Origin of the sequence: Alteromonas sp. KC3 (assembly GCF_016756315.1) — a bacterium.
In the GTDB taxonomy this organism is placed as follows: domain Bacteria; phylum Pseudomonadota; class Gammaproteobacteria; order Enterobacterales; family Alteromonadaceae; genus Alteromonas.
The window spans coordinates 2,320,921-2,334,379 of record NZ_AP024235.1; the positions used below are offsets into that span (position 1 = coordinate 2,320,921).

Consider the following 13,459-nt stretch of genomic DNA (forward strand, 5'->3'; position numbering starts at 1 on the left):
GCTATTTTTCTAAAACGATATGAAAATATTTACCGAGCCACATATAAGGCTCTGACATGCAATACTGACGTTCAAGATTGAGCAGTTCTTCATATTTACTGTCTTGATGGCTGATATCACGCATATAATCGTGGAAACACCGAATACCCGCTTTGGCTTTAACCTTAAAGCCAAGAGATTCACAAAAACCCACTACCTTCATTGCACTTAACGGTTGCTTTGGGTTTAAGCGCACTTGCTTTTTTGCTTTTAAGCCTTTGGCAATATAGTCAAAATTTCCATAAATCGCGTTGGCAAATAAATTGGCATCTTGATTGAAAAAACTGAGACTCAGTGTTGCCCCGTTCCGCATATTGTTGAAAAGGTGAGTAATTGCATCAAATGGAGCATCTAACCATTCAAGTACTGCATGGCACAACACCAGATCGAAGTGGTTCAAGTCGTCAATTTCTTGAAGGTACTGATGGCGTATAGTCACCCCTTCTAAAAGCTTCAGATTTTCTTCTGCTTGCTGCAACACGTCTTTCGATGCATCAGTGAGCACTACATCATGCCCTTGCGAAGCAAGATGTGCAGCCATCACACCTGTCCCCCCACCAACGTCAATCGCTTTAAGTGGCTTAGCCACAAAAGGCGCTAATACGTCACATAAGATGGTATGACGCAGGCGTCCTTTAGTGGTGCCATAGATATTTTTTGAAAATGTGTCTGCTATGCCATCAAATATTCGATCGTTCTTCATCTTTGATAACCTGTTAGGCTGGGTTATCAATATCAATAAACTCGACATCGACATCAAATTGCTGGGCTAGATGCTCGCCTAATGATTTAACACCATAGCGCTCAGTGGCGTGATGGCCCGCAGCAAAAAACGTAATTCCCATCTCTCTTGCAGTGTGCACCGTTTGCTCCGAAACTTCACCGGTAACAAACGCGTCTACACCAAGCTCAACAGCTTGCTCAATAAAACTTTGACCACCGCCAGTGCACCATGCAATACGTTTTATGGGCTTATCCGTTGGTCCTTCAACCAAAATCTTGCGTTCAAGCAATGAACTTAAGCGGTCACTAAGTTCGCTTGCTGTCTGTGCCTCTGGCAAGTTGCCATGCATCAAAACGCCTGTTGGTTTAACACCGCTTGCCGCGGTTATTTCATCGACGCCTAATAGATTTCCTAGTTGGCGATTGTTCCCCAATTCTGGATGGACATCTAACGGCAAATGATAAGCAAGGAGGTTAATGTCGTGGCTGAGTAATGTTTTTAATCGGTTCTTTTTCATACCGGTAATCTGTGAGGGCTCGCCTTTCCAAAAATAGCCATGATGGACCAAAATGGCATCTGCTTTCGCCGTAACGGCAGCATCGAGCAATGCTTGAGACGCTGTTACGCCTGTCACTACTTTTTGAATTACCGATTTCCCTTCAACTTGTAAACCATTCGGACAATAGTCACCTATCTCATTAACTCGTAAAATGCCATCAAGGTAATTTTTTAATTCGTAATTAGTGACTGACACGACGCCTCCGGTTGAAAGTTAGACAAATTGGTCAAAAAACGTTATAAAAACACGCGAACGTTAACTATTATACCTTTTAATTCAGTGAACGTGTGCAATACGCCGTATTGTTAGGCGTTAATTGCAATGACTATTGGCTAAATAGAAGCCGAATACACGTACACCTGTGTAATGTACATATAAGGGTTGAAGCAAGGCGTTCGTCATCTAAATTAAATAAAGAGCAAAAAGCATGGCAAACCTAGACAAAGATCAAGTAATCGCTGAATTCACAAAGGCTTATACGCAAGCAAATGGTAAAGCGCCTTCTATTGAGGCAAAGAGCGGATGGTACAGCGTTGATGGTGGCAAAAATGTACGCTTGGCACAGCTACAAGAAATGACAGCAGACCTATCAGGTAACAAAAATGAAACCGCCAAAAGCGAGCCTGTTAAAGCAAAAAGCGAAACAAAAAGTGCAAAGCCAAACGAGAAAAAATCACCAAAAGCAAAGGCCACTAAATCAAACGCAAAGTCTGGTTTCTCAGTGAAAGCCTTTTATGCCGAACAGCTTAAGAACAAAGCGCCCGGCGCCACTTTGCCTCGTTAATAAGAGTATTGATATAAAATGTAAGAAACGCACCTAACAGGTGCGTTTTTTTATGCTGGAATTGGCTGCGATAGTCTGCCTGCCATACCTTGTGCTACGAAGGGAACAAGATGGCGCATTACTTCTTCAATATCGACATGTTTGTGAAAATCAGACTCTGCAATTTCGGTAAGCGCTTGGCTCGATGCCATGGAAAAAACAAAACTTCCCATCGCGAAGTGCATTCGCCAGAACAATTCCTCTTCAGGCAATTGCGGCAAGCAATGGCGTATTGCACTAACCAATGAGCGGATACATGTGCCGTAGTCGTTCATAATAAAACGTCTAAGGTGCCCTTGCGTTTCGTTGTAACCTCTACCTAATAACTTAACAAACGTCGCTGTGCCATGCTGCGATAACGTGTTAAGTGTAAGCATTGGAGGGATCAGCGCATACAACAACGCCTCAATGCCTTCTGCCCCTTCCTTCAAAACTATTTCATCAATACTATGCTCAACTTTTGGCATAAGATGATCGAAATAGCGCTTGAAGACAGCCTGAATTAAGTTTTTCTTACTACCAAAATGATAATTAACTGATGCCAAGTTAACTTCAGCCTTGGTCGTGATTTCTCGCATAGAGGTCTGCGTAAATCCTTGTTGAGAAAACAAGAATTCCGCAGCATCTAAAATGTCTGTCTTAGTGTGCCGTGCCATAATTCTCTTATTATCATTGTTGTTTTCGAGAACGAGCGGTAAGGCTTCCGCTCAACTCTAATTAAAACCAGTGGCGCGCTTTGCTCCACGTTTTCATTATTACTCGCTCTGACACTTTTGCAGCGGCCATTCCCAGTTTCTCAGCAACATTCTTTTTAATTGAATACTTAACACTAAAGATTTCACGCTGTGGGTACTGAGCCAAAATGTAATCGTCTGATGTAGAAATATTGTCTATTAAACCTAAGGCTTTTGCCTTAACACCAGGCCAATATTCGCCCGTTGCAACTTTGTCTATATCCATCTCTGGTCGTTGGCTATGAACAAAATCTTTGAAAAGGACATGAATTTCTTCAATCTCTTCTTTAAATTTCGCTCGGCCTTCGTCATTGTTTTCACCAAATATGGTCAACGTACGTTTGAATTCGCCAGCCGTATGCTGCTCGAATTCAATATCATTCTTTTTGAGAAGTTTGTTGAAATTTGGTAACTGTGCTAACACGCCGATGCTTCCAATATAAGCGAATTGGGAAGCGATAAGGTTATCAGCAACGCATGCCATCATGTATCCGCCACTTGCCGCTACTTTATCTACTGCGATGGTAAGTTTAAGACCTTTTTCTTTAATTCGTTGAAGTTGCGAAGCGGCTAATCCATACCCATGAACAACACCACCACCGCTTTCAAGGCGCACCAACACTTCATCATCTTGCTCAGCAACACAAAGGATAGCGGTGATCTCTTCTCGTAAGTGTTCTACCTCAGACGCATCCATTGAGCCTTTAAAATCAATGACAAATAAACGAGGTTGAGGAGATTCACCAGACTTGTTTTTCGCTTTTGCTTTATCTTCTTTCTTTTGATTTTTCGCAAGCTTTTTAAGCGCATCTTTATCGAGTAACACTTCTTTTGCGTACTGCGTTACATCTTTCAACTGCTCTGAAATTGACGTTATCTCAAGCTGCCCTTTTCCTGGTTTTTGTTTGCTCGCAACGCCCACAATCGTTGAAACAACTACGACAAAAGCCACAACAAGTGTTACTGCCTTGGCAACGAACAAACCATATTCGTACAAAAACTCCAAACTCTACTCCTAGTAAACTACAACGCTTACAACAATAAGCGACTATACGTAAAAAGTAACCTGGTTAAGCGACATGGCTTATCCAGGTTACTGATGCATTTACGTAATGATACCAGCTTTGTTACTGCTGTGACGATAGTGATACTTGTTCTATCGTATTGTCGTCTATTTCTTGCTCAGTGAAGTAAATGTCACGCAACGTCGGTTGCTGAGAATACAGTCGAGTCTGGTCGGTATAATGCTCACTACCAAACTTGCGTGACTGAGAATACGTCAGTATTCCTCTTCCTTTCGGGCCCTCATCAGTAAAGTTAATAACCATCGCCCAACTGGTTCCATAGTTGATATGATAGCCCTGCGCTTCAGCACTCATAATTGTGTTGTTATTGATGGTGTTATAACTGTGTCTTGGCAACAAGGTTTCGTCTCGACTGCGAATACTATCAAAGACGTTAAAGCCACCCTCTATATTGTGTGCCCCACCCCATGGTAATTTCTCGCCAGAAGCAGTTCCGTTTGGCAAACTTCTTTCAACAAACTGAACTTCGCCAAATGGTGCATCAAAGTCTACACCTGCCTGTTCAATAACTTGTACTGCTCGCGCCATTTGTTCAAGCGTAGCCGTGTTTTGAACCAAGCCTGATGGCGTGGTTACAGGTTCTTCAAGAGAGAATGGTACTTCCCACTGTGGAGCCTGGTTGAATTGGAAAGCAAACTCTCTGAATACATGTGCACCTGTGCTTGAAGTATTCATTGTTCCATCCCAATCTGCCAACGCATCACACGCTTGTGCAATAGACACATCAGTACCGTCAACGTTTACTGGTGTGTCGCCCTGTGCTGCACACGCTTGAAGTAAATCAGGCAATATATCTTCAGCAAGGTAGCTTCTGTTATTGAGTAACAGTGATTCAACTTCTTCTGGTGTAAAAGTACCATCACTACCCGCTTCAGTCTCTATGAACTTCTGTCCCATTCGAGAACGAAGCGTTTGCTGGTAGTCGACGTTACCGTACATTGGGTTAGCTACACGTATAGGCGATGAAAGGTTGGTGAGCCAATAGCTGTCATTAGAGTTTTGAACCGAATCTGTCCCTTCGTATTTTGGCGCTTCTTCGTATGGCACTGGTCCATCAAAATCAAACTGCGAAATATTACCTGGCAATACAGTAAATCCGGCCGCAGCCTTTATTTGTATCAGTAGCGGGTTAGTCGTTAGTTGTTCAATTGCCGTTTCAGTCAAGTTAGGCACCGTTGAATCATCTATGTAAAACACTTGGCCATCACTTGACGCTGCCATTGTATTGTTAAAGATCACACCGTCGTAATCTTTAAAGGCTTGTTTAAACTCATCCATTGATGTGGCCATATTCATAGCTAGCCAGTGGTCAACAATATCTAGATTAGGTAAGTTCGCATCTTTTATCGCAAAAGCATTGGTAGTATCCCACTCAAAATTACCGGGTACTTCAATCATTGGGCCATAGTTGGTGTAATACGCCGTTTTATTGAGCTTAATTGTTTGCCCACGCGCAACCGCAACATCAATTTGCATAGGCTTTTCATAAATCGTGCGTCGATTGCCATCAACCATGTGAGTGAGGCCGCTTGCATCATCTTCATCGAGCGTCAGTTGATACACCACGAAATGTTCCGCGGTTGAAAACGTGTGTGTCCACGCAACGTTTTCGTTAAATCCAATATTAACAGCACCAGGAAGGCCAACCAACGAACTTCCCGTAACATTCATATAATCAGGAACTTGTGCGTGAAAATTCCAAAAACGCAGATTTCCAGTATGCGGAAAATGTGGATTACCCAACACCATACCCTTGCCATTAGTTGTTTTGTCGCTGCCAAGGCCCCATCCATTTGAGCCCATTTCTTGTGGGTTTCTTTCGGGCATCGTTACTGTAGGGTTAAACTTAAGTGATGAAGCAACCGCATCCGGCACAGACTCAGCCGCAGTAGGTAAATAGCTTTGTCCCTCTGGCGCTGCCAGAAACATTGGACCTAAGAAGTTAGAAGCGCCAGGCAAAAGCGCTACACCTAATGAGTAAGTTAACAAGTCTACACTATCAATGTCGCTTACCCATGGCTGGCCAGCACAGCTGGGGTCTTGTTCTTCTACGGGTGTATCGCTCAGATAACGGTTATAGCCTGCCGTGTATCCTTGAAACATAGCACGCGAATTTACCGACATTTTGGCTAAATTGTTTTCAGCAATTTCTCGGATGCCAAGCGTAAGATAGCCAAAGTCGTTAATTACGTGTGCCGAGTCACCACTGCCAGGTACTAAGTCTGGACCGAAGTATTTTGCGCGCTGAGAGTTATATTTTACAATTTGATCCGCCAATACACACATATTGTCGCGAGCAAACGCGTAGCCAACGCCATAAGCCATACTTTCTAAGTTGTCACCTGTTACATGTGGTACACCATAAGTGGTCCATCGAATATCTGCTGTTAGCGTGCCATCAGTGTCGAAAGCAGGAATAGGTGTTGGTGCGGGCGCTACCGTAGGTGGAGGCTCAGGAGTTACTGGCGTTACATTGCTGAAATCATTATCGTTGTCACCACAGCCACTGAGTAGTGCTGTTATAGAAAGCGCTAATACGCTTGGAATAGGTGCGAAATTATTATTTTTTCTCATCAAAAATAGTCCCTAAAAGATGAATATGTACTTGCCGTTCCCTTTGCAAACACTGCAAACCGCTCGATATTTAAGCGGCTTAACCACAAACAGATCCGACCAATTTACACTACATTAACATAATAAAACATTCAAACAACATCATAATTTACGTACAAAAAAGCCGGCAAACGCCGGCTTTTAATTTACACTAATATTTCTTTTAATTAGCGACTACTGACTCATCAGAGATTGGTAGTGCTAGTGCATCAGAGGCCAAGTAACCCGCAACCTCTTTTTGCATTTCAGTTGTTACTGCAGCATTTGATGCAGGGTTTAAGCTTGACGCGTGAGCGCCACTATTAAACAACACCAACGCACTGATAGGATCTGTGCCCGGGCCCTGAGTAGTAGTAACTTGCTCTAGACCGATTGTCTGTGCCAATGGTAACTGACCTGCTAGTGGTAACGCTGTGCTTACAGGAATTACCTGATCAGGTAGGTTTGCCTCACTACCATCACCGACAACAGTCATCATGTGAACTGGAGTTGTCTCACCCAGTGTAGTGGCATAGTTAGTCGGGTCCCCTGCATCCATCACCGATTGAGCTGCAAAGGCGAATTGAGAGAACACTGCGTTTACCGCTGCCGCTTGCTCAGCCGTTAAATTAGCTTCAAACGTTGCTACCGCAGACGCCAATTCCGCTTCTGATACGTCTGTCGTACCATATAGTTGATTTAGTAGAGCAACAAAGTCTTCAGACGCTTGAGAAAGCAACAAGCCTTTAATAAGTGGGCCAAATGCTGGTGACTCAAGAAGGAACTGTGCAATACCACCTCCAGGTGATTCAAGCGATGCTTGCTTAACAGCAAACATGCCGTCTAACGCCGCTAGGTCACCACCCATCGACGTATTAGCAACCGCTGCGAAATTACCACCAGTTATTGCACCTAGCGACACACCCATAATTGAAACGCGACTAGTATCAAACTTCACGTTTTGCGCTGCGGTAGTATCAACCACTGCGTTTAGACCTAAACGCAAACCAAGCAAATCAGAAACGCTCTGACGCAGGTTGTCTCGAGCAGTTGGCAAGCTTGCAAGGTTCATATAATGCGTTGCACTTACTGTCGTTGCGTTAAGCTCATCAATACCATCGCCATTTAAATCAAAACCACGACTGCCGTGAAGCGGTTGGTCAATAGCAATTGTTGCGATACCAGCAAGAGACAAGGTTCCTGTAATAGCAAGCATGTCTTCTTTTTGGCTAGTAATACCGTGAGCAAGGATAACAACTGGCCATCCCGCTTCAGGCATTGCAATTGGGAATCCAAGCGCACCAGCAACAGCTGGGTTTGGTACCGTTACCTGCACATCTAAAGTCTCGTTGCCCATGTTCCCGCCATTTGGCTGAGGGAAAGGATTGAACTTAGTAATATTTCGTGCACTGTCTAGCATTTCACCGTTTACACGGACATCGGCTAAGCCTAAACCTGAACACAATACGGCATTGGGACCTGCAGTTGTAGATTCGCTCGCCAGTACTTCTTGTGGCGTACCTGCTAACACAATACCGCTGTCACATGCTGCTTTCCAGAAAGTATTTACCGGGGCAAGAGGGTTCTCAGCGCTTGGTACACCCAAGAAATAAGGTAGTGCAATGTTACCCTCGTAACGCTGTGCCGCACAGAATGGGCCTGCTTGCGCAAGAATACCGGTTGAAACCGCCACTGCGAAGTCGTTTACTAAACCCCATTGTCCAGCCAATTGGCCCGTGACCGTACCTGTTAATCCAGCACATGTTTGTAATGCACTGAAATCAGTTGCATCAATAAGTGGGATTAGAGGCGCAGCTTCAGGTGGTAGGTTCTGTTTGCCAAGTGCTATAGCACCAGCAACAGCTTCAGCGCTGACTAGACCAAGTGCTTCCATTGCAGTTGGCGCGACATCAACATCACCAACAACAATGGCCGGAAGTGCCTGTCCTGCGGTTTGATCACCTGCAGCTGCACGCATAGCAAATTCACTTACCATTACTTTTTTGATGGTATCCAGTGAATTGGCAACTGATTGTGTTGTAAACGCTGATACATAAGTAATTTCTTCGCGAGCATAACCTGCGCCAATGAGCGGGTTAACCAATGAATTTACTAAACCTTGTAGTGACAGTTGTGCATCACTTGAAAGTGGGTTGGTATTGATATCTTGGCGAACAGAATCCCATGTAGTAGAACCCTGTACAGATTTACCTGACGAATCTTTTAGTGCCGTTGTCATAACCAACATGTGACCCTTAGCAGGCTTAAGTGGCTTTAACGGCACAACAGAAATAGTATTGCTATCGACTAGGCTCAAAACGTAGTCAACACCAAAAGTAAGTTGATCGCCCAACTTACAACCAGCAGATGGTGTAGTAATCTGTGCACAGTCAGGGTCAGACTGATCAAGACCTAATGTTGCTTCGAATAATAACACACCCGCAGAAAGTGAAGATGCGTCTAATGAAGTACCAGGAGGCGTTTGTACATCAATGACAAATGGATGCTGTGTTGACCAACCGTCCAAAACGTTCAGTGCGTTTTGAGGGTCACCAAAATCCGTAGGATCAGCCACAGGAATGTTAAGTGTGTAATCGAAGAAACCATCATCGCCCGGAAGCATTAGAAGGTCATTAGGAACGTTTAAGTTGCCAGCAGCTGGATCAAAAACGATACGTGAAAATGGCGTTTGGACTTCTGTTTCGGCCTGAATGTCAGAAAGGGTTTCATCGGAGCCACCACAGCCTGCTAGACCCAGCGCAAGGGCCACACTGGAACTTAATACGAGTTTTCTCATCTCTACTCCCTACAAGCATTGTTGTTATTCTTTGTCTAAAACTAAGCCTTTGATAATTGGCTCTCTCTACCTCGTTCCTGCGAGCGTAGAAAAGTGCTTTAAACATGTTAGACCAGTTGTATCTTCCTCAATCTTATTGACTTTGTTGCAACTTTGCAAAGTTTTGTTAACCAGTTTTGTTAACTTTTTTTACGTTTACTAAGATTTTTCATTGAATGTTTTACTTGTGACTCAGTCTGAGTATGATCTCGTGCAATATAAAGCGCGAAACATTCGCGGGTTAATACTATGTATTCGAAGGACAATCATGAACGACTATAATGCACCGCAAGATTTACTTAAGGGCAAAATTATTTTAGTGACTGGTGCAGGAGATGGTATCGGTGCAGAAGCTGCACGTACATATGCTGCTCATGGTGCAACTTGCATTCTATTGGGCCGAACTGTCGCTAAACTTGAAGCTGTTTACGATGAAATAGTCACCGCGGGTGGCGAAGAGCCAGCGATTGTGCCGTTAGATTTAAAAGGTGCAACGCCAAGTCATTACCAACAAATGACGCAAACTATCATCGATCAATTCGGTCGCCTTGATGGGGTGTTACACAATGCATCTATTCTCGGTCACTTAAGTGCGTTTAAAGACATCGATGCCCAAGAATGGCAGGATGTTATGCAAGTGAACCTCAATGGTATGGTTTACATGACGCAGGCGCTTATCCCTGCGCTTGAAAAAGCCGATAACGCATCGGTAATTTTTACTACATCGAGTGTTGGTAGAAAAGGCCGCGCGTTTTGGGGCACCTACGCAGTTTCAAAGTTTGCAACAGAAGGTGTTATGCAAACGCTGGCAGACGAATATCAAAACAAATCACTGCGTTTTAACTGTATTAATCCTGGTGGCACACGCACACATATGCGCGCTCAAGCATTCCCAGCTGAGAATCCAGAAACGTTGAAAACACCAAAAGACATTATGCCAATGTATTTATATTTAATGGGTAACGAGAGTGTGAATGTAAATGGCCAATCTTTAGATTGCCAACCTAAGTAGAAGACTAAAGCAAAAGAAGTTTAAAGTGCCGCACAATAAAAAGCCGCTAATAAAATAGCGGCTTTTTGATTTTTAACGCAATTGACGCTGCCCTACTCGCCTATTTTGGCCCAAGTATCGCGCAAACCAACTGTGCGATTGAATACAGGTTTATCGTCCGTGCTGTCCTTATCGACACAGAAGTAACCCGTGCGTTCAAACTGCCATGCACCTACCTCAGGTACATTATTAACAAGCCCTGCTTCTACCCAACCTTGTTTAATCTCAAGAGAATCTGGGTTTATCGCATCGGTGAAGTTGTCTTCAGCTGCTGGGTTAGGAACATTAAACAAACGGTCGTATAATCTGAATTCCGCTGCCTGTGCAGTTGCTGCGTCAACCCAATGAATCACCCCTTTAACCTTGCGGCCATCCGCTGGGTCTTTACCTAACGTGTCTGGGTCATACGTACAGTACACAGTTGTAACATTGCCCTCTGCATCTTTTTCGACGCGATTGGCTTTAACAACGTATGCATTGCGAAGACGTACTTCTTTGTCTAATACCAAACGTTTGAATTTTTTATTAGCAGATTCACGGAAGTCCTCTGCTTCAATAAACACTTCGCGACTAAAACCAATATTACGCGTGCCCATTGCGTCATCATTCGGATGATTTGGCGCAACCAAAGTTTCATGCTTGTCTTCATCATAGTTTTCAATAACAAGCTTGATTGGGTCGAGTACGGCCATCGCGCGTGGAGCATTTACATTGAGGTCATCTCTAATGCAAGCTTCAAGCATGGACATTTCAACCATGTTATCCATCTTGGTTACACCGATTCGCTTACAAAACTCAACAATTGAACCTGGGGTATAGCCTCGACGGCGCAAACCGGCGATTGTGGGCATACGTGGATCGTCCCAACCGCTTACGTGTTGTTCATCAACTAACTGAATTAAACGACGTTTACTGAGTACTGTGTACTCGAGGTTAAGACGTGAAAACTCGTACTGACGCGGTGTGCAGTCAATGCTAATGTTCTCAATCACCCAGTCGTACAGTCTTCGGTTATCTTGGAATTCCAGGGTACACAATGAATGTGTAATTCCTTCGATAGCATCAGAAATACAGTGCGTAAAATCGTACATAGGGTAAACACACCATTTATCACCCGTTTGGTGATGGTGTGCGTGCTTAACGCGATAAATCACAGGGTCGCGCATACACATAAATGGTGAAGCCATATCAATTTTGGCTCGCAAACTACACTCGCCTTCTTGGTAGTCGCCCGCCGTCATTTTGGCAAATTCACGCTTATTTGTTTCAACATCGGTGTCGCGATATGGACTGTTTTTTCCTGGCTCTTTTAGCGTACCGCGCATTTCACGCATAACATCTTGCGAAGAAAAATCGACGTATGCCAAGCCCTTATCGATAAGTTCGTTAGCATATGCGTGTAACTGATCGAAATAGTTTGATGAATACCGTTCCTCACCATCCCACGTAAACCCAAGCCACTCAACATCTTGTTTAATTGAGTTAACAAAAGTAATGTCTTCTTTTGCTGGGTTGGTATCGTCGAAACGCAAATTACATGTACCGGTATAGTCTTGTGCAATACCAAAATTCAGGCAGATCGACTTTGCGTGGCCGATGTGAAGAAAACCATTTGGCTCTGGTGGAAATCGCGTTTTGATAGCGTCATGTAACCCACTGGCTAGGTCTTTATCAATTATTTGACGGATAAAGTTGGTCGGACGATGTTCAGTCTCGGCCATTCGCATGTTCCCCTTATGCACTAATAAATCTATAAAATTTTTTGCAGTATAACACTGTCACAATTAGATCAACCATGTTTTATTAAGTAAAGCCTAACAACTGATGGAATAAAGAGCACAAGTTGTAACAAATTGGTCACTAATGGTCTGAAACGTTTGTAAAACACATCAAAATACAGGTAACAATAAAAAACTGTGGTAATCTAATTCGTGCGATAACACTGTCGTAGCAGCAAAATATGGTGTTTATGAAAGAAAAAGCAACCTCATTCGATATAGCGCACTTAGCAGGCGTATCACAGTCTACGGTTTCAAGAGCACTAAATAATAGTCCGCTCGTAAATCAAGAAACACGAGACCGTGTGCAGCGAATTGCTCGCGAGCTTAACTATAAAGTAGATAAAAACGCGAGTAACTTGAGGAAACAAAAAAGCAGTACCATTGCCTTGTTGTTGTTTGAAGACCCTACTTCTGATGACTCAATGATTAATCCGTTCTTTCTGGCGATGCTAGGAAGTATTACACGTGCCTGTGCGCATGCAAATTATGACCTTTTGGTTTCGTTTCAAAACCTAGAGGACGATTGGCACGCAGAATACGAGGATTCTAATAAAGCCGATGGCATTATTTTACTCGGCTACGGCGACTATACCGATTACCAAACAAAAGTTGCTCAACTAGAGTCACAGGGAACCCATTTTGTTCGCTGGGGCGCGCCAGATGAAGCTCATCCAGGGGTGAGTATTGGGTGCGACAATTTCCAAGGTGGGCAAAGTATTACTGAGCATCTACTTTCGTTGGGCAAAACTTCATTTGCCTTCCTAGGAGATAATGGGGAGCACGCACCTGAATTTAAAGCGCGTTTTGATGGATATTACCACGCACTAAGTGCCAATAAGTTAAGCCATCGCAGTGTACAGCGCAATGCAATCTCTACAGAAGATGCAGGGGCGTTGGCAGTGAAGTCGCTTATTGAAAGCAATGAGTTGCCAGAAGCTATCGTGTGCGCCTCAGACCTTATTGCGATGGGTGCCCTTCGAGCGCTGCGACAAGCTAAAATTAATGTCCCCGAACAAGTCGCTGTGGTGGGTTACGATAATATTGCTGTGTCTGCGTATACTACGCCCGCGCTAACCACCGTCCAACAAAATACCAAGCTTGCAGGAGAGCTACTGGTCAACACGTTGCTAAAAGCAATTAATAATGAAGCCGTGGAAGATTACTTGATGCCAGCAGATATTATTATCCGACAATCTTGCGGCAGCGATAAAGCAGTAGAGCTTTAGAGCACAAGG

General features: G+C 43.8%; 10 protein-coding genes. 3 read left to right on the plus strand and 7 right to left on the minus strand.

Annotation, left to right across the window (positions count from 1 at the left end; genetic code table 11):
* Nucleotide 1 precedes the first annotated feature (1 nt).
* Nucleotides 2-742, minus strand: a complete 741-nt coding sequence (locus JN178_RS10440; protein WP_202261516.1) for a methyltransferase — start codon at nt 740-742, stop codon at nt 2-4.
* Between the two features lie 13 nt (nt 743-755).
* Entirely contained in the window at nt 756-1,517 is a 762-nt protein-coding gene (locus tag JN178_RS10445) for a Nif3-like dinuclear metal center hexameric protein (RefSeq protein ID WP_202261528.1), read from the minus strand.
* 232 nt (nt 1,518-1,749) lie between these two features.
* On the opposite strand from JN178_RS10445, the gene JN178_RS10450 reads away from it, so the two are divergent.
* Complete coding sequence (locus JN178_RS10450; RefSeq protein WP_202261529.1) at nt 1,750-2,106, plus strand: hypothetical protein; 357 nt, start codon at nt 1,750-1,752, stop codon at nt 2,104-2,106.
* 50 nt (nt 2,107-2,156) lie between these two features.
* Here JN178_RS10450 and JN178_RS10455 read toward each other — a convergent pair whose 3' ends face one another.
* From JN178_RS10455 to JN178_RS10470, 4 genes are all read right to left on the minus strand, one after another.
* On the minus strand, nt 2,157-2,801 hold the full coding sequence (locus JN178_RS10455) for a TetR/AcrR family transcriptional regulator (protein WP_202261530.1): 645 nt from the start codon (nt 2,799-2,801) through the stop codon (nt 2,157-2,159).
* Nucleotides 2,802-2,862: 61 nt separating this feature from the next.
* Nucleotides 2,863-3,885: a protease SohB gene (gene sohB / locus JN178_RS10460; RefSeq protein WP_202261531.1), complete on the minus strand. Its 1,023-nt coding sequence runs from the start codon at nt 3,883-3,885 to the stop codon at nt 2,863-2,865.
* Nucleotides 3,886-4,006: 121 nt separating this feature from the next.
* Complete coding sequence (locus tag JN178_RS10465) at nt 4,007-6,538, minus strand: acylase (RefSeq protein ID WP_202261532.1); 2,532 nt, start codon at nt 6,536-6,538, stop codon at nt 4,007-4,009.
* 202 nt (nt 6,539-6,740) lie between these two features.
* Nucleotides 6,741-9,353: a VolA/Pla-1 family phospholipase gene (locus tag JN178_RS10470; protein WP_202261533.1), complete on the minus strand. Its 2,613-nt coding sequence runs from the start codon at nt 9,351-9,353 to the stop codon at nt 6,741-6,743.
* 307 nt (nt 9,354-9,660) lie between these two features.
* Between JN178_RS10470 and JN178_RS10475 the strand changes: the two genes are divergently transcribed.
* On the plus strand, nt 9,661-10,404 hold the full coding sequence (locus JN178_RS10475; protein ID WP_202261534.1) for a YciK family oxidoreductase: 744 nt from the start codon (nt 9,661-9,663) through the stop codon (nt 10,402-10,404).
* A gap of 92 nt (nt 10,405-10,496) precedes the next feature.
* Here JN178_RS10475 and glnS read toward each other — a convergent pair whose 3' ends face one another.
* Nucleotides 10,497-12,164: a glutamine--tRNA ligase gene (gene glnS / locus JN178_RS10480; protein ID WP_202261535.1), complete on the minus strand. Its 1,668-nt coding sequence runs from the start codon at nt 12,162-12,164 to the stop codon at nt 10,497-10,499.
* 248 nt (nt 12,165-12,412) lie between these two features.
* Here glnS and JN178_RS10485 point away from each other — a divergent pair, with 248 nt between their 5' ends.
* Nucleotides 12,413-13,450, plus strand: coding sequence for a LacI family DNA-binding transcriptional regulator (locus JN178_RS10485; protein WP_202261536.1), 1,038 nt, complete (start codon nt 12,413-12,415; stop codon nt 13,448-13,450).
* Nucleotides 13,451-13,459 lie beyond the last annotated feature (9 nt).